Source organism: Halobacteriovoraceae bacterium (assembly GCA_020635115.1).
Taxonomy (GTDB): domain Bacteria; phylum Bdellovibrionota; class Bacteriovoracia; order Bacteriovoracales; family Bacteriovoracaceae; genus JACKAK01.
Genome location: JACKAK010000006.1, coordinates 209125 through 233696 on the forward strand (window position 1 = coordinate 209125; position 24572 = coordinate 233696).

Here is a 24572-nt window from a genome sequence, read left to right on the forward strand (position 1 = left end):
TTCAGTATCCTACATCTCAATTTTGGGTTCTAAGTTTAGTCCAGAGGATTCTCGAGCTATACCAGTCACTCTCTTAGTCAATTCTTCCATCAACCAATCATCATATCCCGCATCGTAAATATTATTCGGGATATCTACAGAAAAGGCCTTTATAGTACCTATGTACTTTCTGTTCCTTTCTTCAGCGACAAAAACTTCTGCGACATGAGTTTTTCCGTGCTGAACTAATGCTGCGTAAAGATTAATTGCGGTATTAGAATCGTCTATAGGACAACCTTTACCCATATTAATAAAAGGCCAGTGCAGAAGCTCAAAGATAGCAGTGATCTCTGGAGCAAACTGAGGCCTAATCCCAGTTCTTTCATCAGGGAGAATGAAACCTCGTGGCTCAGGCATACTCATTAGTGCATCTGAAATATCAGTAATCTGAATTGTCTGATTGACGAGGTTTTCTCCACTCATTATTTATTATACCTTTTCTTAAATTCTTCAGCTGCGTCTTTACGTCTTTTCTTTTCATCGTCACTCATTTTACCTAGGTACCATTTATGACTATCCATATTTAAAACTTCTTCTAGGGCCTTTAAAACACCTTCACCTTGTTTTTTCTTCTCAGCATTTCCTGAATGAATTGCTTTTTCTGCTAATTCTTTTAGCTCTGGAACCATTTCAACATAGAAGTGTTTAGCAATTTCATAAGTACCGTGCCAGTGAGTATAGTCTGGTCCCATCATGGCAGCACCATGGCGTGCTCTTCGACCTTCATGATGCCATAGTTCAAACCAAATGAAGTCAATTTTATTTGTAAACTTAACAGGATTAAGAAGCGGCTTAACTGCATCCATTAGCTTAAGACCTGGTTTTGCAAATTTCTCGTTATAAAATTCAATTAAAGAATCGTACTGTACATAGAAATTATCTACATAACTTGAATTGTGACAGCTAGTACAAACACTTTTCATATTTGTTCTTCTTGTCTTCCAATCAACATTTTGACCTGGCAATCCAAGTTTTTTATCAGATTCTTCAGGTCTTATAGAAGTTACAGGTCTATTATTCCATGAAATTCTTAGACCTACGTCATGAGTGACAGGAAGATCTTTAGTTGCAGACATGTGACAAGTGGCACACGTTGGAGCTGCATTATAATCTTCTCCAGGTATCCACTTAGAATTATCCATATTCATTTTGTGCTTATTAGCTCTAAAGGCAATTCCATGTTTTGATTCATTATAAATTTCAAGTTGTGGGTGATCTGGTCCCATGTGACATTTTCCACAGTTTTCTGGATTACGTGCTTGTTCAACAGAAAATTTGTGTCTTGAGTGACAGGCAGAACAGGCACCACGAGAGCCGTCTGGATTCAAACGTCCAATACCAGTATTAGGCCATGTTGCTGGATCAAGTTTTCCATCCTTAAGTACTTTAACCTCTGATCCATGACATTGCCAACAGCCATTGACTGCAGCAGCACTGTTTCCATGAGGAAACCCTGGAGTGATCATTGATCTATCACCCTCAACAACTTCAGCAAGAACGTTATCTAAAGATCCTAAAATTTTTCCACCTTGAGCGTGGTGGGACTCATCAAACTCTTTAACTTCCTGAGCATGACATTTAGAACAATCTTTAGGTGAAACAATTGTAGCAATTCTTTCACCATGGTGTAAAAACTGATCCTTATCAGTTGCTTCAGCTTGGTGACACTCAAAACAACCAACATTACCTCTGTAGTGCTTTGAAGATCCCCACATTTCATAAACTGCTGGAGTCGTTTTTTGGTGGCAACTAGCACAAGCTTGAGACTTCTTTGACAGTGTATCGAGCTTTCCCGTTGCCATCAAAGAAGGACAAATAAAAAGTGCTAACAAAACTAACAATTCTTTAGACATAATACACCTCTGTCCTCTTAATTTAGTAATCTTTTAAAAATATATGGTTACAGTAACTATACACCCCTTATACATAAATGCTATATAAATCTAAATATTTTTTATTCGGACAATATGACAAATATCAGCAAATTTCGAATAAAAGTTTTAAACCTAGCAGCTAGACGCAATTATAAAAAAGCAAAAGGTAAAAAAATTCTAAAAAAAAAAGAGAATACGTATGAAAAAAATTCCCCCACTTTTTTACATCTTAATGTTGTCTCAAGTTTTGATTTCTTGTGATCAAAAAGATTACACGGTGAATGTTTATGAAACTAAAAAAGAGACGAACTCTTTATTTCAAAATTCAATTCCTGAAGAAAATACTCAAACTCTTTCATGGACTGCTCCCAAACATTGGGTTAAAGGAAGTGCAAACGGAATGAGAATCGCATCTTTTAATATAAACGAGAAAGATAAAAAGGCAGAAGTTACAATTATTACTTTATCAGGTATGGCCGGAGGATTGGCTCCAAACATAAATAGATGGAGAGGACAAATTGGTCTGCCAGATGTGAGTGAACAGGAAGTTAAAAACTCTATTTCCACAGTTGATGGGACTTTAACAAACTATCTTTATCAATTCATTGAGAATCCAGAAAAACAAAAAGGAATACTTGCAGCGATCGCTAAACATAATGGTATGTCGCTTTTTATAAAAGCAATGGGAGATTTAAGTGTTATCAAAAATGAAGAACAAACCTTTAAAAACTTTCTAAAGACTATTCATGAAAATAAAAATTAAGAAACTACTTACACAATTGTGTGATACCCGAATTTTTTTCATCTCTACTGGTTGGCTAATGGTCCTCTTGCTTGTAGGAACAATAGCACAAAAAGAAATTGGACTCCATCAGGCCCAAGTAAAATATTTTTCATCTTTGATATGGTGGTTAGGTCCACTTCCTCTTCCTGGAGGGGCCACTACAATGACAGTTATTTTTGTTGGATTATTGTCAAAGCTCACTTTTAAAACAAGCTTTAAAAAAAAGAATATTGGAATTGCAATTACTCATTTTGGTTCATTTCTACTCCTATCAGGAGGTATTTTAACTGGTATGTTTAGTTATGAAGGGAGCATGGTCATTCCTGAAGGGCAAACAAGTTCATACATTCAAGATTATCACAAACTTGAACTATCAATTATAGATACATCCCCAAAAGAAAAAAATATTACTTATGCATTTGGTGATGGATTCTTAGAAGAAGGAAGTCTTGTCTCACACTCAAATATTCCATTTTCTTTAGAAATTCTTAAATTTTGTAAAAACTGTGAAATTTTACAACGTGAAAATCCTAGTGATGAATATAAGGGATTTGCAAAAAGATTTGAAATTCAAGATAAAAAACTCGACAAAGAAGATAGTGAAAATAGATCAGGCGCTATTTTCAAAGTTACTGGTAGTGATAACGATGGAATCTATATGGCCGTAGAAACTATGCCGGTAGAACAAACAGTGACAGCAGCAGGAAAGATATTTAATGTCGGAGTTAGACACAAAAGATACCAACTCCCTTTTTCAATTGAACTCATAGATTTTGAAAAGAAAGTCCATGCTGCGACTTCAATGGCAAAAAGTTATAAATCAATTATTAATCTCATAGATAATACATTAAAACAAAAAACCATCATTCAAATGAATGAACCCTTAAGATATAAAGGATTTACTTTTTATCAGTCCTCATTTGTCGAGGCCCCTGGACAAGAAACAACCATCTTAGCTGTCGTTAAAAATGTAGGCCGACTCTTCCCATATATTTCAAGTTTAGTTATCTGTTTTGGTTTGCTTGTCCATCTTCTTTTAATGACTCCTTCACTTTTTAAAGCAAAAAAGGAAAAAGAAGCATGATTTTTAATAAATTTCTTACTATTTTTTTAGTTTTATACTCAACAGTCCTTTTCTCTTCTGACAATAAATTTAAAAATTCAGATTTTGCAAAGATTCCCATCCTAGAAGGAGGAAGGATTAAACCCCTTGATACTTTTGCTCGCAGTCAACTTCTTATGATATATGAGAAATCTAAATTAGAAGATATGTCTGCTATCGAATGGTTGCAAGAATTACTTTTTAAACCAGAAATTGCTTTTAAAAGAAACATATTCAGAATACGAAACAAAGAAGTTATTAATACATTAGGACTAAAATTTAACCCTAAACACTTATATTCATTTATAGACGTTTCTATAAGTATAAAAAAAGAAGAAAAACTTATTCATGAAATTAATAAAATAAATCAAAAAGAAAGAACACCTTCACAACAACAAATTTTTGAACTCTACTTTAAAGTTAGAAATATATTGGATATTTCAAGATCCCTCTCCCTTCTACTTCCACAGTTTGTAATCGAAAATGCTGAGCATGCCAAAAGATTAAGGCTAGAACCTAATCAAGCATTTTCATATTTAGAAATTTTAAAAAGTAAACCTCTCTACCAAGAACTCGCTAATAGTATTTTTGAAAAAAAACATGATGCTCACACAATAGATGAATCAGACATACTAAGTTTAGGTAGAAAACTCGAAACAATTTCTATGGATAACGATACGACACTACTAAGAATCATTCCACCTCCCTTCCAAAAGAACTTAGATACAAAATGGACTTCTCCATGGCAAACAATACAACAAGGACTCGGAACTCCACTTTCAGTTAAATACTTTAAACTCTGGGGTCAACTATACCTGGCCTACAAGAATAATGATATTGGCCAATGGATGAATATCTCAGCTAAAGCATTTAACTATTCAACTGAACTTGGAAAAGACCTCATCAATCAACAAAAAATTATTTGGGAAGTGAGGTATAATAATATCGATTTTTTTACAAAATCTGTTGTCTTCTATATTTTTGCATTTTTACTTTTAAGTTTGAGTTGGATTGTAGGTGCAAAATACTTACAAAAAGCATCACTCGTTTCAGTTGGAATTGGCGCAGTTTTGCATACTATTGGCCTAACAATTAGATGTTTTATCATGGGTAGGCCTCCAGTATCAACATTATACGAATCAATTATTTTTGTATCGATTGTCTGTGTTATTAGCGCCCTTTTTATGGAATATCGGCTAAAAAATACCCTTGGAACTTTTATAGCGTCATGCCTAGGTTCAATTCTTCTTTTTGTAAGTTTTTCCTATGAAAAAGATGGTGATACAATGGGAATGTTATCAGCTGTTTTAGATACTAATTTCTGGTTGGCCACACATGTAGTCACAATTACAATTGGATATGGATGTTGTTTTGTTGCCAGCATCCTTGGACATGTTTACTTATTTAAAGAAGTCAATTTAAGTATATCGGATTCTGGCCCGGATAAAAAAACAATTCAAAAAAACATGCACGGGGCGTGTTTGTATTCATTGTTTTTTACAGTTCTTGGAACGATACTCGGAGGTATTTGGGCCGATCAATCTTGGGGTAGATTCTGGGGTTGGGATCCTAAAGAAAATGGTGCAATGTTAATTTGTATGTGGATGTTGTGGGCCGTTCATGGCCGCTTAACGAAGTATTTTAATGATTTAACTTATGCACTCGTAGTCTCTCTTACAAGTATCGTTGTCGTCTTGGCCTGGTTTGGAGTAAATCTATTAAATGTTGGACTCCACTCATATGGTTTTACTTCAAATATTGCTACAAATATTGCACTTTTTTCGTTCTTTGAAATCTTTGTTTGTTTCGGGGCCTTTATCTATATTAAAAAAAGAGCTGTACTGTGAAATTCATAGCTATTACAACTTCACTTATCGTTGTTTTCCTTATCACTCATTATATCGATTCATCATCTATACCCAAATTAGATGATCAAAAAAACATTGTATCGAATGATATAAAAGAACTAATTCCCCTTCCAAATTTTAATTTTACAAACCTTGAAGGAAAAAAATTATCAATAGATGATTTTAAAGGAAAAGTTATCATTCTTAATTTCTGGGCCAGTTGGTGTGGACCTTGCGAGCAAGAATTTCCAGAAATGGCCAAGATTGTCAGTAGTAATAAGGACACCGTTCTTGTGGCAATTTCAAATGATGAAGAAAGAAAAGATATTGATAAATTTTTAAAACGTTTAAAAAAAGAATATCCAAAACTCGAAAATGATAGAATCATTTTTGCCCACGATAAATATAAAGAAATTTCTACAGACTATTTCAATGTCTTACGTTTACCTGAAACTTTCATTGTTAATTCACAATTTAAAATTCTAAGAAAAGTAATTGGAAGTCAAGAATGGCTCGATGGAAGTATGACATCTTTCATTAACGAACTTTTTAAAAAATAATATCAAAAATGTAAATTTTTTATTATCTCATAGTTATTGATAAAACAAAATCAACTTCAGTAAAAAAAATTCTTACAACATTAAAATTACATATTCACATGATTCTTGTCAGTATTAGAAATGAGATTAACGACATTGACTCATAACCCTTATAGTGAAAGAATTTAAGATGGACACTTTTTCAGGAGAACCTTATCAAAATACAAAAAAAATATACTCATTCCCTTTCTCATCCCTATGAAAATATTTTATTTGAAGAACGTGATAGTGAAATTAGATCTGTTGATGGTAAGTCTATGGCCCACTATAAAATAGTCGTTCCTAAAAATTGGTCACAAGTCGCAACTGATATACTTGCACAAAAGTATGCTCGCAAAAGTGGAATCAATACAAATGGCAAATTTACAGAACAAGGAGAGAAAGATTCCAGACAAATATTTAATCGGTTGAGTGAATGTTGGAGAAATTGGGGTGAAAAATATCAATATTTCGACACAAAAGAAGACGCAGATAATTTTGAAGATGAAATTAAATTTATGCTTGCAAATCAATTTTGTGCCCCTAATTCCCCTCAGTGGTTTAATACAGGTCTATATGATTCATATGGAATTAAAGGAAATCCACAAGGACATTTTTTTGTAGAACAAAATAATGGCAAGTTAACAAAATCAAAATCAGCATATGAACGACCTCAACCTCATGCCTGTTTTATTCAATCTGTAGATGATGATCTTGTGAATAAAGGTGGAATCATGGATCTTTGGTCAAAAGAGGCCAGATTATTTAAATATGGTTCAGGAACAGGAACTAATTATTCAAATATTCGCTCAAAGGGTGAGAAACTCGGTGGAGGAGGTGAATCATCCGGACTTATGTCATTTCTCTTAATAGGTGATCGATCTGCTGGAGCAATTAAATCAGGTGGAACAACGAGAAGGGCCGCTAAAATGGTATGTTTAGACATAGATCATCCTGATATAGAAGATTTTATTGAATGGAAATCAAAAGAAGAACATAAAGTTGCATCTTTGGTCACAGGATCAAAGACATGTAAATATCATCTCAATAAAATCATGGAGACAATCTCCAAATCAAAAGAAGAGGACAAATATTCTCTGAGGAAAAATGAAAATCTTAGAAAAGCTGTAAAAGAAGCAAAAGAACATTATGTTCCGATAAATTACATTAATAGGGTGATTGAATTATCGAAGCAAGGATTTGATCATATCGAATTTGAAGAGTTTGATACTGACTGGAACTCTGAGGCCTATATGACAGTATCTGGACAAAATTCGAACAATTCAATTAGAATTTCAAATCAATTCTTTAAAGCTCTTGAAGAAAATGCTCAATTCAATTTAAGGAGAAGAACAGATGGAAGTGTCTCAAAAACAGTTCATGCAAAAAGTCTATGGAAAAAAATAAATCAGGCCGCTTGGCAGTGTGCTGACCCTGGATTGCAATTCGATGATACAATTAATGAGTGGCATACTTGTCCGGAAGGAGGAAGGATTAATGCTTCAAATCCTTGTTCGGAATATATGTTTTTAGATAACACTGCTTGTAATCTGGCATCCCTTAATTTAATTAAATTTTACAATAAAGATAAAAATTTATTTGATGTAGAAAGTTTTATTCATGCCTGTTCACTTTGGACAATCGTTCTTGAAATTTCAGTCCTCATGGCACAGTTTCCTTCTAAGGAAATTGCTCAAAATTCATTTGATTATCGAACTTTGGGACTAGGATTTGCCAATATTGGTGCACTCCTTATGCAAATGGGTCTTGCCTATGATTCGCAAAAAGGTAGAGCTATCGCAGCGGCCATTAGTTCCATTATGGGAGGAACGGCCTATAAAACTTCGGCCTTAATGGCCAAAGAATTGGGCCCATTTTCTAAGTTTAAAATAAATAAAAAGCACATGTTAAGAGTTATTAGAAACCATAGAAGGGCCGCTTACAGTGAAACTGATAATTACGAAGATCTCACTATACTTCCTCAAAAATTTGAGGGCCAATTAATTGAAGAATATCTAGTGAGGGCCGCACGAAATTCTTGGGATGAAGCTTTAGAATATGGAGAAAAATATGGATATAGAAATGCTCAAGTAACAGTCATTGCTCCAACAGGGACGATTGGATTATTAATGGATTGTGATACTACAGGAATAGAGCCTGATTTTTCATTAGTCAAATTCAAAAAGTTAGCAGGGGGGGGATACCTCAAAATTATTAACCAGTCAGTTCCTTTAGCACTTTCCCATCTGAAGTATTCAAAAAAAGAAATTGATGAAATTATCCCATATATCACTGGATATGCAACGTTAAGAGACTGTCCTTTTATAAATAACAACTCTCTCAAAGAGATTGGTTTTTCTGAAGAGATAATAAATCAAATTGAAACAATACTTCCTGGGATATTTGATCTTCAATATGCCTTCAATAGGTATAGCATAGGGGATGAATTTCTCAAAAATAAATTAAAAATATCAGAAGACCAGCTCAATGATCCACAATTTTCAATATTAAAACATATTGGTTTTAATAGTGAACAAATTGAACTAGCAAACGAATATGTCTGTGGATCGATGACAATGGAAGGGGCCCCACACATCAAGGATGAACATTTGTCGGTATTTGACTGTGCTAATAAGTGTGGAAAGAAGGGCCTCAGACAAATACCTCCTCAAGCTCATTTATCCATGATGGCCGCAGTCCAACCTTTTATCTCAGGGGCGATTTCAAAAACGGTTAATATGCCAAACGAAATCGGAATCAATGAGATTGGTAATATTTACTATCTGTCATGGAAAATGATGTTAAAGTCCAATGCCATTTATAGAGATGGTTCAAAATTATCGCAACCTCTTAACAGCACTCTTTTGAATGATCTTGATATTGAAGAAGTAGATTCAAATATTGAAAAAATTGAAAAACTGGCAAAAAGCATGTCTACAGAGTTTATACATACAGTGAAGAGGAAGACTTTACCCAACAGAAGATCTGGATACACTCAAAAGGCCACTGTTGGAGGGCACAAAATTTACATACGCACAGGTGAGTATAAGGATGGAAAACTAGGGGAAGTTTTTATTGATATGCATAAGGAAGGTGCAGCATATAGGTCTCTTCTAAATTGCTTCTCAATCGCTATTTCACTTGGACTACAGTATGGTGTTCCATTAGACGAATTTGTAGATGCTTTTACTTTTACTCGCTTTGAACCAAACGGCATTGTTATAGGACATGACAATATAAAGATGGCAACATCTGTTATTGATTACATCTTCCGAGAGCTCGGAATGAGATATTTAAATCGATATGATCTCGTACATGTCCAACCTGAAGACTTGAGACCAGATAGTGTCGCAAGTGAAGAAGTAAAAGAGGAAACTCTGGTTAAAATTATGAATAAACATGAAGAACAGATAGGGGGTTCATCTCAACTAAGTACTCAAAAAGTTTATAGCATTTCACAAAACTCTGAAATGATAAAAAACCAGCGAAAAAGACAAGAGGCCAAAATTAAAGGGTATGAAGGTGATGCTTGCAGTGCATGCGGATCACTAACATTGGTTAGGAATGGATCTTGTTTGAAATGTGATAGTTGTGGAGAAACGACAGGGTGTTCATAACGTTTTTTTGGCAAAAGTATGATACAAATAAACTCAATGAAAGAAATAGAGCATATATACATTCAAACGGAACGATTAATTTTAAGACAGTGGAAAAACTCTGATCGAGATATCTTTGCACAGATCAATGCCGATCCAGAAATGATGAAATTTTTTCCGAGTACTTACGACAAAAACAAAAGTGACAATTTTATTGATAAAACTATCGAATTGATTAAAAAAAACAATTATGGGTTCTTTGCAGTAGAGCTCAAAGAGACAAAAGAGTTTATTGGTTTTGTTGGTTTCACTGACACTGATTATGAGGCCTATTTTGTTCCAGCGATAGAAATTGGCTGGAGGATTCATAAAAAATATTGGAAAAAAGGCCTCGCAACAGAGGCCGCATTTTCTTGTCTTAAGTATTGTTTTGAAAAATTTAATTTCGATGAAATTGTTGCGTGTACAGCAACGGCCAATAGGCCTTCTCGAAACGTAATGGAAAGAATTGGAATGAAACAAGATCTTAATGGTACTTTTTTCCATTCTCAAATTCCAAAAGGTCATAAACATTCAGAACATGTCCTTTATAGGATGAGAAAGGATGATTTTTTTGCTAGCAAGTAAGTTTTAAGCTAGTTTATTTTTTGCTTATTTCAACTTTTGCACACAATTCTTTTTCTCTTTGACTTAGTTGTTTCTCTACATTTTTATGACATTTTAAATGTTTAAGAGTTCCATCAATATTATATTCAAAATATGAGACTTCATTATTCCAAATATATTCAACTTTCATTTTGTTTCCATTTTCATAATACACATAGTTTGGGCCAATATTAATTCCATCTTTGTATGTATATTGTCTTTTAGCTTTACCATTTGTATGAAAATCGATTATTTTTCCGTGACGCTGTTTATTCTGGTTAAAATTTTGTTCTGTCTTAATTTTTCCATTTTCGTCAAAAAAGATTATTTTCCTTTGAATGCCTGAATTCATCATTATCTTCCTTTGAATCTTTTCATCTCGTTTACAAATCACTTCTCCAGACATTTTCTTTAAAATTCCACCATGATTCATATTTATAATTTTGTCACCCTGAGTACATACAACGGCTGAGCTATATGAAGATATAGAATAGATTACAAAAATACATGCTACTAATATTTTTAGATACACAGACTAATCTTTCTAAGAATTAAGAATTTTATTAATTCCATCGAGCAATATTTTTTTATTAAATGGTTTCGATATAAAACCATTACAGCCTGACAATTTTAAAGCTTCAAAATCTTTTTCATAAGTTGTGGCTGATAGAGCAATTATTTTCATCTTATCATTAGAATTTTCTAACTGTCTAATTTGATTCACTATCATAGCTCCATTTTCATTTTCAAGTTTCATATCGATAATGACAAAATCAATATGGTTATTTTTAAAATACTTCATGGCACTTTTGCCATCAAGAGCAAAAAATATCTTATTACAAATTGATCTGGTGTATATATTTAGTATAATTTTAATATCGGGATCGTCGTCAACAACAAGAATGTTATATTTTTTATTTGATTTCGATTTCTCAATATCTCCAATATTGTGCATGTTTTTATATTTTCTTGGAAGAATTACTGAGATTGTTGTTCCCTCTCCGTAGATAGAATCAATCTCAATATTACCACCACAATTCTCGATGAGTCTTTTCACTGTGGCCATCCCGATTCCATGTCCATCAGCTTTAGCGTTTACATTCTCTAGTCTACTAAATTTCGTAAACACCTTATTTAGATCTTCCTCTTTAAATCCAATTCCATTATCAATTACTTGAATAATAATTTTCTCATCAATTTCTTCGGTTTTCATTATCACATTTGGAATCCTCTCTGGAGGAGTGTACTTAATTGCGTTTGAAACAATATTTGTCAAACTTTGAGTAAGTGAAGATTTTCCACAATACACTTTTTGAATTTTAAAATCCGAAGTAAAACTCGCATTTTTTTCTTGTATTAAATCATGAAGTTGAAAATTTATATCATTAAATACTTCTTCAAACTGAACCTCTGAAATTTCCTCTTTTCCACCTTTAAGTGCAATCTTAAGCATTTCATCTATAATATTGAGTGCCTTTTTTCCCGCCCTGCGTACGTTATAAAGTAATTCATCTTTATTGTGATGTTTGATTTCTTTATCTAAAATAATATCAAGATAATTATTAATTGTATTTATTGGATTTTTCAAATCATGTGCAACTGCATGATCATATTGCTTTAGTTCTTCGTTTACTTTCTCTAATTCATTATTAGCTGTTTCAAGTTTTTTTAAAAACACTTCATTTGCAAGAAGAAATTCTATACCTTTGATAATAAATCTATTTATTTTGATCACACCTCTCGTTAAATTGATGCCTAATAAAACAAGTAATATTCCCAAGATTGAGTACATTTCATTGCCTTGCATAAAAACGGCAAATACAATTGGTATTAACAAAATTAATAAATAGCTAACAGATATTTTAATTGATGAAGCATATGATGAAATTGAGCCGGCCATAAGACCAACCAAAATAAGGATCACAAAAAGTTGATGAATAACAGATTCTTTTGGGAAAAAATAAAATGCTCCCAAACTGATAATGATCGCAGTCAGACAACTAAAACAACAAAAGCGATTTTCCCATTTAGAATAATTTCCGAACTCTTTATTACTTTCATTTTTTTGAAATAAATAACTATTTATAACTCTTACAATTGTTAAGAGAAATATTATTCCATACCATAGATTAATTTCAATATAATTGACAGTGTCTCGAAGTACATAAACCAATAAAGAGATCACAAGTAATAAGGAAAAGAACGTTGAATAACTTTTCTCATAAACTTGACTAACTCTAATATAATTCAACCTGTTATCAGATGATTCAAAATCATTTTTCATACTTATAAGTTAAAGTATCTAGTGACTCTTATCCAGAAAGAAAAAATGATCCTATAACCTATATTTTTACTATTTATAACTTAAATCTTCAAAAGCAGTAAGTGCGGCCTTAGCTCCCTCTCCCATTGAGATTATAATCTGCTTATATGGAACAGTCGTTACATCACCTGCGGCAAAAATGCCTGGAACAGTAGTCCGACATTTTTCATCAATTATAATTTCTCCTAGTCTATTTATTTCAACTAAATCTTTAACAAAATCACTATTGGGAGAAAGTCCAATTTGAATAAAGATTCCATCAATATCCATTTTTTTTATTTCTTGATTTCTTCTATCTTCAAATTCTAGTCCTACGACTTTTGAACCATCACCTATAATTTTTGAAGTTCTGGCAGACATTATGATTTTTGTATTTTTAAGAGAATTAAGTTTATCAACTAAAACTTTATCAGCTCTTATTTCATCAGCAAATTCGAGTAACGTTACAGATTTTACAATACCCGCTAAATCAATTGCCGCTTCAACTCCAGAGTTTCCCCCTCCTACGACTACTATATCTTTACCTTTATAGTATGGCCCATCACAATGTGGACAAAATGCAACTCCTCTTCCGATATATTCCTTTTCCCCTTCAATTCCTAATTCTCTCCACTTGGCGCCTGTTGCAATGATAACAGATTTAGACTTGATTATTTCATTCCCTTCAAGAATGATATTTTTTAAATTGTTATTTACAATTTTTGCAACTTTTCTATGTTCGAAAATACTTATATTGTATTCCTGCATATGCTTTTCAATCTGGGACGATAATATTGCTCCCTCAGTATAAGGAACAGAGATAAGATTTTCTATTCCCTTAGTATCCTTAACTTGTCCTCCTACTCTATCTGTAATAATTGCAGTTCTAAGTCCTTTACGCGCACTATAAATAGCACTTGCTCCCCCCGCAGGGCCTCCACCAATGATAACAACGTCGAACTCTCCCAATTCAACCAATTCATTTTTTTCTTTATCAACTGTTGCAAATTTGTCTTCTAATTTTTTAAGGATTTCAATTAATTCAGTCTTTCCAGATGAAATTAACTCGTTTTTTGAAAAAACTGCTGGAACTCCTTGGATGGATAAAGATTGAGTTTCTTCGAGTGCAAATTCTCCATCAATCATTTCATGAGATATGTTCTTATTAAGGATTGTAAAAAGATTTAAAACTTGTACGACATTAGGGCAATTCTCACACGAAAGTGAAACATAGGTTTTTAGGGAAATATTACCTTTAAGATTTTTTATTCTTTGTACTATCCCAGGATCAGGCATTTTTCCTTTACCATCACTATTTAAAATTGCTAGAACAAGTGAAGAAAATTCATGTCCTCCAGGAATACCTCTAAATGAAACACCATTAGCATTATTTTTATATTTTATAATAAAAGTTGGAGTCTCTCTTAATTCATCTATTTCTTCAACCTTCAGCAATTGAGAAGTACTTGCGACTTCTTCCAACATTTCAATTAACTCATCTTGTTTAACATGTTGAGTTTTAAAATATGAAAGAGTTATTTCGTTTTCCAATACTTCAAAAACACTCTTTAGTTGATTTTTTATTTCTTGTTCTAGCATTTTACATTCCTTTTAAAAGAGTACCCTGAGGTACTCCTGTTAAATCTTTCCAATCAAATCTAGACCTGGTTTTAAGGTTGCACTTCCAGGTTTCCATTTTGCGGGACATACTTCATTTGGATGTTCAGCAATAAACTGTGCGGCCTGTACTTTTCTCATTAATTCATCTGCATTTCTTCCAATTCCGTTATCATGAATTTCAGCGATTTTAATTTTACCATCTGGTGCAATGAGAAAAGTTCCCCTATAGGCCAGACCTGCTTCTTCGATATGAACTCCAAACGCTCTCGTTAAGTGTCCTGTTGGATCTGCAATCATTGGGTAATTAATTTTTTTAATAGTTTCAGAAGTATCATGCCAGGCCTTATGTGTGAAATGTGTGTCCGTACTTACTGAATATACTTCAACGCCCATTTTTTGAAACTCTTGATATTTATCGGCCATATCTCCTAATTCAGTGGGACATACAAATGTAAAATCAGCAGGGTAAAAAAACAAAATAGACCATTTACCTAATAAGTCTTGTTCAGTTACAGTAATAAAATCCTCATTTCTGTATGCCTGGACTTTAAATTCTGGAAGTTGAGAGTTGATTAATGTATTCATGTTTTCTCCTTTTATACATGGTTCAACAAAAAAATTATCGAATAGAATTCAATAGATTTCAAATATCAATTATAAATCAATCAATTTATAAAATAAATTAATCTAATATTTATCTTTAGCACCCAAAAAAAAGGGTTAATTTTAACCTAATTTCAAATGACTGATTTTTATAAAAAGATCTACCCCCCAAATCAGACATTTATGACATAAAAAATTATGTTTTCCTTTGGCCAGAAGCCGCATTCTATATTAATAAAAAAGAAGTTAAAAACAGTTAACAAATATAATCAAACACTTAACTTTTTTTAAATTCCTAATTAATTTGATATAATGAAAATTATTAGGTTTACACGGAGCAAGAATGAACATTGAGGCAAAAAGATGCAATAATATTTTCTTTGTCGATGACGAGTCCTCACTACATACTTTAATTAAATTTAAATTTAAAAATGAAATTAAAGAGGGATATGTTAAAACATTTCACTTTCATAGCGCAGAAGATTGTCTAAAATACTTAGATGCGAATCCAATTGATGTTGATATTTTGTTTTCCGACGTTAATATGCCTCAGATGAATGGAATTGAGCTTGCGCAAATTATCAGATCAAAGTTTCCAAGTACCACCATCTTTCTGGCAACTGCCTACAGTTTAGATCCTACTAAAATTGAATACAAAAATATTGGAATAAAATCTTTCTTCTCTAAACCATTAGATTTTACTCATATAAAACATACTATTTCACAAAACTTTCTTGATTAACACTTTACTCTGTATACTCTAGAGGCCATATTTCAGGAAATAACTCTTTCAATGGATTTCTATGTTAAATGTTGCGAATGTATCAAAGATCATCAGTGGACAAACATTGTTTTCAAACGCAAGTTTTCAAATATATGAAGGCGAAAAAGTAGGTCTTGTAGGTCCAAATGGAGCAGGGAAATCAACTTTCTTCAAAATGATTGTAGGTGAAGAAAACCCTACCGAAGGCCAAATTAGTCTTGTTTCAAAAACAAGAATTTCATATTTCTCACAAAATGTAGGAGAAATGCATGGTAAGTCTGCGCTCCAAGAAGTTTTAGAGGGAAATACAGATCTCTCATCACTTGATAAAAAACTTAAGCAATTCGAAACTCAATTATGTGATCCTAATATAGATCCTGACGAAATGAATAATGTCTTAATTGAAATGGGTGAGGTTCAAACAGAATTTGAAAAGCTAGGGGGGTATGAGCTTGAATCAAATGCGAAAGAAATACTCACTGGATTAGGAATTGGTCCTGATGAATTTAATAAGAATGTAGAAGATTTTAGTGGCGGTTGGAAGATGAGAATCGCTCTTGCAAAAGTTCTTATTAACCTTCCCGATCTCATTTTAATGGACGAACCAACAAACTATCTAGATCTTGAAACAATCATTTGGCTTGAAGGATGGCTTAAGACCTTTAAAGGTTCTGTATTTATGACAAGTCATGATAGAGATTTTATGAATGCAATTGTGAAGAAGGTCATTGAAGTTTCTAACGGAAGGGTAACAACATTCTCTGGAAATTATGATTTCTATGAAAAAGAAAAAGAACTTCGTAAGGGGCAGCTAGAAGCACAACATGCCAAACAAAAAGAAATGTTAAAAAAAGAAGAAGAGTTTATTGCAAAATTTCAAGCTCGGGCTTCCCATGCGGCACAAGTTCAATCACGAGTAAAAAAATTAGATAAAATTGAGAGGATTGAACTTGAAGCAAATATTGAGCAGATGAGTATTTTGTTACCCGAACTCCCTAGAGGCGGAAATGATGTTGTTGTTATCAAAGATCTATCTAAATCTTTTAAATTAAAAAGTGGGGAAATTAAAAAAGTTTTTGAAGGTCTGAGTACTACAATAAGTAGACAAGATAAACTTGCAGTTGTTGGAGTAAATGGTGCGGGGAAGTCTACACTCTTAAAAATAATTGCAAATAGATTAGGGCCCTCTGGAGGGGAGTGTAAAATAGGGCCAAGTATTAACATGGGATACTTTGGTCAATATTCCCTAGAAGTACTTAATCCTGAAAATACTATATTTGATGAAGTACAGGCCCAACTTCCAAGTGCGAGTGATGGATTCATACGTAACTTGCTTGCTGCATTTTTATTTAAAGGAAATGATGTCTTTAAAAAAATTAAATATCTCTCAGGAGGAGAAAAATCGCGTGTCATTCTATCCTATCTTCTATCTCAAAGAAATAATTTACTTCTTTTAGATGAACCAACAAACCATTTGGATATTGGTTCTAGAGAAGTACTTTTAGATGCTCTTCAAAGATATGAAGGTACATTACTAATTGTAAGTCACGACAGATTTTTCCTTAAACACCTTGCAAATAAAGTTTTAGAAGTTGATAAAGGTGAAATTCACCTGTATCCAGGTACGTATCAAGAATATGTGGATGGCCATTCAAAGAATTAATTCTTTTTGCAAGATCAAAAAAATTTAAAGATGTTTAACGTCTAGTGTTTGTGAAATTATTCGTCATCTGATTTTTAATTTAATTTTTTTCAAAAGGCACATTAATCTTTAACTCCTTATCCTTAACATTAGTAAGATCAAAAATTCCAAGATGGCCACTGACGCATTTTATAAGAACATCTTTTTTATTATTGTTCGCAACTTTTTGTAATAACTTTGAAAGATCTTCAAGCCTATGGATTGTCTGACCATTTACATGATGAATGACTTCACCTACAATCCATTCTTCTTTATCAGCGACTGAGTTTCTTTCAATATTTGTAACAACAATTAAAGGATTTTCTGAATCTATATACTTCAAAAGATCCATTCCGATAATTGGATCAAGCACATAGAAGGCCTCTAGGATTTCAAGGGATAACTCCTGAAACATAATACCAAAAATTTCAATGAACTTTCTATCCTTAACGATTGGACGAGCTGGTATGGCCCTTTTTGGAAGAGAAACTGCTTTGCCTTTAAGAGAGAGATGCTTTCCATTCCTTTGAATCTCGACTGTAACTTCTTCGCCAATAGGAATAAGTTTACACACATCAAATATATTTTTATGATGATGCTGATCTCTATATTCGACAATTCCATGACGATCAAAATATTCACCATCCAAGGAGATAATAATATCTTTTTCCTGAACTCCAATATTTTCTAAAAAACCACCTTTAAGCAATTTTGAAACAATTATTCCACTAGGCCCATTTTTTTGTTTGAGATATTTAGAGAGCGCCAGAGAATTTTTTTGTACATCTGCTCCTAGTCCTGAATAACAAGCCCCACTGCCTTTCACTAGATTATCAAAAATAATATTGATAAAACTTACAGGTGTTATAAACCCTATATTTTCTGCTTCCTTAATAATTGCTGTATTTATACCAATAACTTCACCAAATTCGTTAATGGCCGGGCCTCCAGAGTTTCCTGGATTTATCGCTGCATCAGTCACATACTTTTCAGTCTCATATCTATTTCCTGAAATAAAATTTGTCACTTCTCCTGCAGTAATATTTGGTTCCACCATCCCCATAGGATATCCAATGGCCTTAATAGGAAGCCCTCTTTGAATAACAAAATTGTTTGCCATTTTTAAATATACGATGTCACGTCCAGCGATTTTTTTAAATCTTTTGAATTCTTTTTCTTTTAGTTTCAACAATGCAATATCTGGTTCAAGAGAAGTGACCAGTCCAACGATTTCAGCTTCAAATCTCTCTTCACTTGTCATCATTGACATTATTTCAATGTTTTTGGCGTTCCTAACAACGTGAGAATTGGTGATAATGTATCCTTGGTCACTTGGACCTTCTACAAAAAAACCTGACCCACTCCATACGGCATATTCACTTAATTTTGGGTTTAATATACTATGGGCCTCATCTCCAATAAAGCCATCAACATGAACCTGTACTACACCCTTCATATTTTTTCTTGAAATCTCAATAAAACCTTTCTTGTCCACCATTTTGAATACCATAAAAATTTATTTTTTTTTGATTATACTCCGAATAATGTTTCATGAATATATTAGTTGTAGATGACTCAATGTTTTTTCTAAAAATCATTAGAGAGGAATTATCAATTGCTGATTATAATATCAAAATAGCAAACTCTCCACACGCGGCCAGAGAAATTCTTGAGAAAAATGTATTTGATTTATTGATTCTCGATATTGAAATGCCCGAGAAAAATGGTTTAGATCTTCTTCAGGAATTAATAAACGATAACCTTATAGATCTCGAACGAACTAAATGCTTATTTATTTCAGCAAGTGATAAGTATGAATATCGAATTAAAGGTTTTGAGCTTGGAGCTCTTGATTTTATTAGTAAAAATCTATCGTCAGGAGAGATTCAAGTACGTGTTGATAAAATACTTAAATCAAATTCAAGATTTAAGGGCAAGACAGTCTTGATTGTAGATGATGACAAACATATATGTAAAATTGCATCTTACATTTTAAATGAAGAAGGAATAGAAACAATTGTAACTCATTCTTATGATGAGGCCATTTCCGTTGCTCAAAATAGAAACAATGATATAAGCGCAATTGTATTAGATAAATATTTGCATAAGAAAGATGGATTACAACTCATAAAAGATTTAAAACAAAACTATAGTATTGATGTGCCATTTATTATTGTTAGTGCTGAATCCAATAATCAAGAGATAGTTAATTTCTTTTCTGCCGGTGCTTGTGACTATCTAATCAAACCTTTTTTAAAAGAAGAATTTAAAGTTCGTGTCTTAAATATTTTAGATAGAAATAGTGAAAACAAAACAAATCAGACGATGATAAAGAGATTTAAGGCGCTCCAACAAATGAAAGACGAAGTACTAAGTGTTTGTTCTCACGATATCAGAACTCCCATTCAGGGTATAATTGGACTTTCAGAAATGATCAAAGAATCAAATAATCTCAATAATGATCAAATTGAATCAATTCAGATGATTGAATCTTCTGCAAATTTCTTACTCAAAATGGTAAATGAAATTCTCAATTTAAGAAGAATTGAAGAAGATGATGAAATCAGTTTCGAGTTTGTACCTGTGAAAAAATTATTCGATTCAATTAACAGTTCAATGAAACCATATTCTCAATTAAAAAATATACAGCTCAAATTTAAAATTTTGGCCAGTCAAGACGTACTCGTGAAAATCAATCTCAATTCTTTTATAAGACTTTTTAATAATATACTTTCAAATTCAATTAATTTTTCAAATTATGGAAGACCTGTTGATATTACTTATTCTCAAGAAGAAAACTATCATATTTTTTCCGTTCAAGATTATGGTAAGGGTCTTACAGATATAGAATTAAATTTATTGATGAATGATTCTGAAAAACTTTATTCAAAAGAAAGTGAGACTAATGGAAAAGGTACAGGTCTAGGAACGAAAATTATTAAAAGCGTTGTAAAAAATCATCATGGTACAGTAATATTCAAAAGTGACGGCCAACTAAAAGGTAGTACAGTTATAGTTAAGTTACCATTGTCAATTTAATGTTCTGTATTCTAAATATGCAATTCTCAAGAGTAATCTCAGTTGAATAAAAATGTTTCATATTTTGAAATCAAAACCTATCTTACAAAAAATGGTAGAATCTTAATTTTGGAAAATATACGCATAAAGTTTTTGTTATCCAAATGAAAAATTTATCTTCAAGATTAATATAGAAGTGAATTACAAAGGCAGAACACTTTTATATTCCATTAAATGACTGAATTTAAAATTTAACGGCCAGTTTTGGTAAGAATGTTCTCTATGACGTGATTAAAAGTAAATGCTAGAGTGTCACCGTCTGGAAATAATGGAGGTTCCAATGACACGTGTATTATTTATTTTTCTTTTCATACTCTCGACTAAAATTTTTGCTGAAAATAGGTGTTACGCTTATAAATTTTCACGAGGAAAATTCTATGATCTTAAAGTTTTCGTTAAAGAAGAAAATAGCAACGAACTAGCATCTGTAAAAATTCAGTTAGGTAAATTAATTCCCGGTCAGTACCACAATGATCAAAACCCTAGAACAATCAATTCGTATGAATATGGTACATGCAATATGGAAAATGGAGAATGCTTACTCCAATGTAAAACAAGCAAGATTACGATAATTGATTCACTTAAGATTAATTTTGGATTTCTCTCCACTTTGACTTCAAATGGTAAAAAAATTAACTGTGAATCCACCGGAGAAAATAATAGTATCCTACTACAGAGGGCCCCACTCGAAGAGTGCGGTAATAAGTCATTTTATTAGTTCAAAAAAGGCCCTATGCATTGGAGAAGGCCAGTTATTATTAAGTTCAGGGTGAAAAGTTGTACCCATAAACTGATTTTTATCTGTGATCCAAACTGGAAAGTCGTCTCTTCTGGCCAGAACTTCAATTTCCTTGGAAATTGACTTAATGATTGGTGCTCGAATATAAGTAATTGTATAATTTTCTAAAAAATCTTCTTTGGAATCTAGTTGACTCCCATAACCGTTTCTTTCTACAGTTATATCAATTAATCCAAAAGATCTTTGCTCTGGATGTTTAACTGTTTTGGCCATCAGAATCACGCCTGCACATATTCCCCAAACAGGTTTATATTGAAATTCTTCTCTAAGTAGACTTTCAAGACCAAAAACATCTATAAGCTTTAACATTGTGGAACTTTCGCCCCCTGGTAATATATAAGCATCAATATTTTTGATATCTTCTTTTCTTTTTATGAGTACAGCTTCGCAACCTAATCCATGGATGTGAGGAATATGTGGAGTAACACAACCTTGAAGCGCCAAGATTCCTATTCTTTTCACTTGTTTACCAGCCTCTTTCGGCCATACGTTCTTCAAGAGATATTTTTGAGATTTCTAATCCTTTCATAGCACTCCCAAGACCTCTTTGTGCTTCAAGAACAACTGAAGGCTCATTCCATCTGGCCGTTGCTTTAACGATGGCATTGGCAAATTTTACAGGATCATTAGATTTAAAGATTCCAGATCCAACAAAAACGGCCTCTGCCCCTAACAGCATACAAAGTGCCGCATCAGCTGGAGTTGAAACTCCACCGGCAGCAAAATTAGGTACAGGCAATTTTTTTTCATGTTTTAAACGTAGAAGAAGTTCATAGGGAGCACCTAGATTTTTGGCCTCTGTCATGAGTTCATCATTTTCCAAAAGGGTGATTCTTTTGATCTCTTGATTTATTTTTCTTAAATGTTTTACGGCCTCGACAATATTTCCGGTACCTGGTTCACCTTTAGTTCGAATCATGGCCGCGCCTTCACCAATTCTTCTTAGGGCCTCGCCTAAGTTAGTAGCTCCGCAAACAAATGGCACATTGAATTCATGTTTATTAATATGATATTCATTGTCTGCAGGAGTAAGAACTTCACTCTCGTCTATATAATCTACGGCCAATTCTTGGAGTAATTGTGCCTCAGCAATATGACCAATTCTACACTTGGCCATAACAGGAATGTTAACTGTATTTTTAATTTCTTCAACTAATTCAGGAGGAGACATTCTTGCGACACCACCTTCTTTACGGATGTCAGAAGGGACTCTTTCAAGGGCCATAACAGCGACAGCACCCGCATCTTCAGCAACTTTGGCCTGTTCTGCATTGACGACGTCCATGATCACACCGCCCTTTAACATTTCAGCAAGTCCTGTTTTTAAAATTATACTTTGTTTGTTAAAAACATTCATATCTCTACCTCTTCTAGTTTAGTATGCTCCTTATAAAATGCGTAGAAGAGTTTGAAAAGATGAATATTTTTAATGCATGGCAATGCTTATTGATTTTGAAAATGGAAAATGAAATTGCTTATATAATTTTTAAGATTTTTTTTAACCGTATCTTTTGGTAGATAGTAGATTGTAAATCCGAGATATATTTTGTCGGGATTTGTAATTAATTCTCGATTAAGAAACCAGAGATGATACCAATAGCGCGAAGAGCCATATAATTTCTTTGAAATTTTCTGTAACGTATCATTATTATTTGAAATAAGGTAAGGACTTCCTTCCCTATCATTCAATGATTTTTGTGGATCCTTCACTTTTAAAATACTTCCTGTTTTTAAAATTTCGGGTTGAGCGATCGTGTTTTTATTGAGTTCATAGATTTGTTTCCATTTTGAGTAGTCTTGATAAAGTTTTTGGGCAATTAACATTAAATTTTCACCTTTTTCAACTTTGTAATTTACAATTTCGCTATCAACTAATTCTAAATTTTTTTCATCCACTTTTTTAACTTCAGTTTGAATGGCCTCGACAACAACTACATTGGCCTGTGACTTAACTTTTTTAATTTGCTCTTGATCATCATAGATAAAAGTTGGAGCAACACTTTCATTGACCTTTTTAATTTCTTCATCAGCTCTATCGACTAATTCAATTACCCCGTCCTCTGTTTGTCTAAAGACCATTCCGCCCATTTCTTGATCAGAGGATTTTTGAGAGGCACAGGAGAGAAAATGTGTTATAAGAAATGTAGCTAGAATGATTCTCATTAACCTTCCCTCTATTTTAAGATATAACCAATACCAATTCCAAATCTGAAAGAACTTAAATCTGAGCTTCCTGACATTGTATGATACTTTATAAGAGAGTGAGCGAACCAATCTTTGTGAATTTTGTGAAAAATATAGCCCATAAATTTAAATCCACTTATTTCGGTAGAATCAGTTGATTGAGAGTAACCAAGAGTTGTGGATGAAAAGATTGATCTTGAAATGCTTAGTTTTGAGAAAAAATTTTTCTTAAAAATTGTAAATGTTTTTGATGCTCCAATGGTTAAGTAAAATACTTTGTGTTCATCGGCCAAAAGCTCTTGGTTATTCTGTAATCCTTCAAGATTAAGTGAACTAAATCGTTCAAAATCAAATCCTGAATATCCGCTAAATTTAAATTTAAATTGGTCAAAATATCGTTCAATATATGATGTAATTCCAATCTCTGCAGGAATTGAGAGTTCGTTTTGATTTATATTATTTGTTGCGGCCACCAGTGTTGAAAAATATAGGCTACCTGAAAAGTTATAGGGAATTGATTGAGGATAATAACTTGAGGCAATTCCTAGGGTTACGGGTGAGTTTTGGAAAAAACTTAATTGAGCTCTGGTAGGGTTTTCTTGCTGAAATTTTCCAACAGAAACCATATAAAATAATGATGCTCTCCATCCTTGTGGTTTGGTTTTATTTTTTTCAAGTTTTTTAATATTTTCTTTAATAATTTGAAATTTTTGAAACATTTTTTTGTCGTAAGCAAGAAGCTTTTTTTCATCAATATGGATAAGCTCTAAGTAAAGCGAAAATCTTGTTTTATCCTCTATGTTTTTCCAATTATCGACTAGTGAATTTGACAATTTTGTTCTATTTAAAAATTCAGATTTTTCATTTACTATAACATCTTTTTTCGTGAATTCTTTATAAATACTCACAATATTTTGATTCTTCTTAGTGGTTGTATATTTTATTTTCAAGAACTGAACATTTCCAAATGCATTTTGAATTTTATTTTTAATTTCACTTTCAGCATAAATTTGGAAAGTGAATAACATTATTAAAATATATTTCATTATTTTAAACCGTACCTCATGTGTATTAATT

General features: G+C 32.7%; 21 protein-coding genes. 10 read left to right on the forward strand and 11 right to left on the reverse strand.

The genetic code is table 11. The features are described 5' to 3' along the window. Positions 1-9: 9 nt before the first annotated feature. Positions 10-462 carry a hypothetical protein gene (locus H6622_11095; GenBank protein ID MCB9062057.1) on the reverse strand — a complete coding sequence of 151 codons (453 nt, stop codon included), beginning with the start codon at positions 460-462 and terminating at the stop codon, positions 10-12. Then, positions 462-1892, reverse strand: a complete 1431-nt coding sequence (locus H6622_11100; GenBank protein MCB9062058.1) for a hydroxylamine oxidoreductase — start codon at positions 1890-1892, stop codon at positions 462-464. Before H6622_11100 ends, H6622_11095 begins: the two co-directional genes overlap by 1 nt. A gap of 220 nt (positions 1893-2112) precedes the next feature. Here H6622_11100 and H6622_11105 point away from each other — a divergent pair, with 220 nt between their 5' ends. The 6 genes from H6622_11105 (at position 2113) to H6622_11130 (ending at position 10447) form a co-directional block, all read left to right on the forward strand. Further along, the gene (locus H6622_11105) at positions 2113-2676 is read left to right on the forward strand and encodes a hypothetical protein (GenBank protein MCB9062059.1); all 564 of its coding nucleotides are present in this window, start codon (positions 2113-2115) and stop codon (positions 2674-2676) included. After that, positions 2660-3781: a cytochrome c biogenesis protein ResB gene (locus H6622_11110; GenBank protein ID MCB9062060.1), complete on the forward strand. Its 1122-nt coding sequence runs from the start codon at positions 2660-2662 to the stop codon at positions 3779-3781. Before H6622_11105 ends, H6622_11110 begins: the two co-directional genes overlap by 17 nt. Then, the gene (gene ccsA / locus H6622_11115) at positions 3778-5646 is read left to right on the forward strand and encodes a cytochrome c biogenesis protein CcsA (GenBank protein ID MCB9062061.1); all 1869 of its coding nucleotides are present in this window, start codon (positions 3778-3780) and stop codon (positions 5644-5646) included. Before H6622_11110 ends, ccsA begins: the two co-directional genes overlap by 4 nt. Then, a complete protein-coding gene (locus H6622_11120; GenBank protein MCB9062062.1) occupies positions 5643-6206 on the forward strand; it encodes a TlpA family protein disulfide reductase in 564 nt (187 codons plus the stop codon). The genes ccsA and H6622_11120 overlap by 4 nt, the downstream gene beginning before the upstream one ends. A 296-nt stretch (positions 6207-6502) precedes the next feature. Continuing rightward, on the forward strand, positions 6503-9841 hold the full coding sequence (locus H6622_11125; GenBank protein MCB9062063.1) for an adenosylcobalamin-dependent ribonucleoside-diphosphate reductase: 3339 nt from the start codon (positions 6503-6505) through the stop codon (positions 9839-9841). A 36-nt stretch (positions 9842-9877) separates the two neighbouring features. After that, a complete protein-coding gene (locus H6622_11130; protein MCB9062064.1) occupies positions 9878-10447 on the forward strand; it encodes a GNAT family N-acetyltransferase in 570 nt (189 codons plus the stop codon). A 13-nt stretch (positions 10448-10460) separates the two neighbouring features. On the opposite strand, the gene H6622_11135 is transcribed toward H6622_11130, so the two are convergent. From H6622_11135 to ahpC, 4 genes are all read right to left on the reverse strand, one after another. Beyond that, positions 10461-10898, reverse strand: a complete 438-nt coding sequence (locus H6622_11135) for a hypothetical protein (GenBank protein MCB9062065.1) — start codon at positions 10896-10898, stop codon at positions 10461-10463. Positions 10899-11009: 111 nt separating this feature from the next. Then, positions 11010-12749, reverse strand: a complete 1740-nt coding sequence (locus H6622_11140; GenBank protein ID MCB9062066.1) for a response regulator — start codon at positions 12747-12749, stop codon at positions 11010-11012. A gap of 69 nt (positions 12750-12818) precedes the next feature. After that, entirely contained in the window at positions 12819-14366 is a 1548-nt protein-coding gene (ahpF, locus tag H6622_11145; protein ID MCB9062067.1) for an alkyl hydroperoxide reductase subunit F, read from the reverse strand. Between the two features lie 39 nt (positions 14367-14405). Continuing rightward, complete coding sequence (gene ahpC / locus H6622_11150) at positions 14406-14972, reverse strand: peroxiredoxin (GenBank protein ID MCB9062068.1); 567 nt, start codon at positions 14970-14972, stop codon at positions 14406-14408. Positions 14973-15333: 361 nt separating this feature from the next. Between ahpC and H6622_11155 the strand changes: the two genes are divergently transcribed. Together H6622_11155 and H6622_11160 are read left to right on the forward strand one after the other, a co-directional pair. After that, positions 15334-15732, forward strand: a complete 399-nt coding sequence (locus H6622_11155; GenBank protein ID MCB9062069.1) for a response regulator — start codon at positions 15334-15336, stop codon at positions 15730-15732. A gap of 61 nt (positions 15733-15793) precedes the next feature. Next, on the forward strand, positions 15794-17416 hold the full coding sequence (locus H6622_11160) for an ABC-F family ATP-binding cassette domain-containing protein (protein MCB9062070.1): 1623 nt from the start codon (positions 15794-15796) through the stop codon (positions 17414-17416). A 79-nt stretch (positions 17417-17495) separates the two neighbouring features. On the opposite strand, the gene H6622_11165 is transcribed toward H6622_11160, so the two are convergent. Continuing rightward, positions 17496-18932: a trypsin-like peptidase domain-containing protein gene (locus H6622_11165; GenBank protein ID MCB9062071.1), complete on the reverse strand. Its 1437-nt coding sequence runs from the start codon at positions 18930-18932 to the stop codon at positions 17496-17498. Positions 18933-18985: 53 nt separating this feature from the next. On the opposite strand from H6622_11165, the gene H6622_11170 reads away from it, so the two are divergent. Next, positions 18986-20473 (forward strand): response regulator, encoded by a 1488-nt coding sequence (locus tag H6622_11170; protein MCB9062072.1) that lies wholly within the window; start codon positions 18986-18988, stop codon positions 20471-20473. 319 nt (positions 20474-20792) lie between these two features. After that, the gene (locus H6622_11175; protein MCB9062073.1) at positions 20793-21230 is read left to right on the forward strand and encodes a hypothetical protein; all 438 of its coding nucleotides are present in this window, start codon (positions 20793-20795) and stop codon (positions 21228-21230) included. On the opposite strand, the gene pdxT is transcribed toward H6622_11175, so the two are convergent. The 4 genes from pdxT to H6622_11195 all read right to left on the reverse strand — a co-directional run bounded on the left by pdxT (position 21219) and on the right by H6622_11195 (position 24541). Continuing rightward, a complete protein-coding gene (pdxT, locus tag H6622_11180) occupies positions 21219-21809 on the reverse strand; it encodes a pyridoxal 5'-phosphate synthase glutaminase subunit PdxT (GenBank protein MCB9062074.1) in 591 nt (196 codons plus the stop codon). The genes H6622_11175 and pdxT overlap by 12 nt on opposite strands. Further along, the gene (pdxS, locus tag H6622_11185; protein MCB9062075.1) at positions 21778-22668 is read right to left on the reverse strand and encodes a pyridoxal 5'-phosphate synthase lyase subunit PdxS; all 891 of its coding nucleotides are present in this window, start codon (positions 22666-22668) and stop codon (positions 21778-21780) included. The genes pdxT and pdxS overlap by 32 nt, the downstream gene beginning before the upstream one ends. A gap of 86 nt (positions 22669-22754) precedes the next feature. Continuing rightward, positions 22755-23474 carry a LysM peptidoglycan-binding domain-containing protein gene (locus H6622_11190; GenBank protein ID MCB9062076.1) on the reverse strand — a complete coding sequence of 240 codons (720 nt, stop codon included), beginning with the start codon at positions 23472-23474 and terminating at the stop codon, positions 22755-22757. 11 nt (positions 23475-23485) lie between these two features. Beyond that, a complete protein-coding gene (locus H6622_11195) occupies positions 23486-24541 on the reverse strand; it encodes a hypothetical protein (GenBank protein ID MCB9062077.1) in 1056 nt (351 codons plus the stop codon). Positions 24542-24572 lie beyond the last annotated feature (31 nt).

Excerpts from the sequence above, each read along its gene's own strand:
- ccsA (MCB9062061.1), top strand. The coding sequence starts at position 3,778 with ATGATTTTTAATAAATTTCTTACTATTTTTTTAGTTTTATACTCAACA.
- H6622_11095 (MCB9062057.1), bottom strand. The coding sequence starts at position 462 with ATGAGTGGAGAAAACCTCGTCAATCAGACAATTCAGATTACTGATATT.
- H6622_11100 (MCB9062058.1), bottom strand. The coding sequence starts at position 1,892 with ATGTCTAAAGAATTGTTAGTTTTGTTAGCACTTTTTATTTGTCCTTCT.
- H6622_11155 (MCB9062069.1), top strand. The coding sequence starts at position 15,334 with ATGAACATTGAGGCAAAAAGATGCAATAATATTTTCTTTGTCGATGAC.
- H6622_11140 (MCB9062066.1), bottom strand. The coding sequence starts at position 12,749 with ATGAAAAATGATTTTGAATCATCTGATAACAGGTTGAATTATATTAGA.
- H6622_11175 (MCB9062073.1), top strand. The coding sequence starts at position 20,793 with ATGACACGTGTATTATTTATTTTTCTTTTCATACTCTCGACTAAAATT.
- pdxS (MCB9062075.1), bottom strand. The coding sequence starts at position 22,668 with ATGAATGTTTTTAACAAACAAAGTATAATTTTAAAAACAGGACTTGCT.
- H6622_11135 (MCB9062065.1), bottom strand. The coding sequence starts at position 10,898 with ATGAATCATGGTGGAATTTTAAAGAAAATGTCTGGAGAAGTGATTTGT.
- H6622_11195 (MCB9062077.1), bottom strand. The coding sequence starts at position 24,541 with ATGAAATATATTTTAATAATGTTATTCACTTTCCAAATTTATGCTGAA.
- H6622_11110 (MCB9062060.1), top strand. The coding sequence starts at position 2,660 with ATGAAAATAAAAATTAAGAAACTACTTACACAATTGTGTGATACCCGA.
- ahpF (MCB9062067.1), bottom strand. The coding sequence starts at position 14,366 with ATGCTAGAACAAGAAATAAAAAATCAACTAAAGAGTGTTTTTGAAGTA.
- H6622_11105 (MCB9062059.1), top strand. The coding sequence starts at position 2,113 with ATGAAAAAAATTCCCCCACTTTTTTACATCTTAATGTTGTCTCAAGTT.
- H6622_11125 (MCB9062063.1), top strand. The coding sequence starts at position 6,503 with ATGGCCCACTATAAAATAGTCGTTCCTAAAAATTGGTCACAAGTCGCA.
- H6622_11165 (MCB9062071.1), bottom strand. The coding sequence starts at position 18,932 with ATGGTGGACAAGAAAGGTTTTATTGAGATTTCAAGAAAAAATATGAAG.
- H6622_11170 (MCB9062072.1), top strand. The coding sequence starts at position 18,986 with ATGAATATATTAGTTGTAGATGACTCAATGTTTTTTCTAAAAATCATT.
- H6622_11160 (MCB9062070.1), top strand. The coding sequence starts at position 15,794 with ATGTTAAATGTTGCGAATGTATCAAAGATCATCAGTGGACAAACATTG.
- H6622_11190 (MCB9062076.1), bottom strand. The coding sequence starts at position 23,474 with ATGAGAATCATTCTAGCTACATTTCTTATAACACATTTTCTCTCCTGT.
- ahpC (MCB9062068.1), bottom strand. The coding sequence starts at position 14,972 with ATGAATACATTAATCAACTCTCAACTTCCAGAATTTAAAGTCCAGGCA.
- H6622_11130 (MCB9062064.1), top strand. The coding sequence starts at position 9,878 with ATGAAAGAAATAGAGCATATATACATTCAAACGGAACGATTAATTTTA.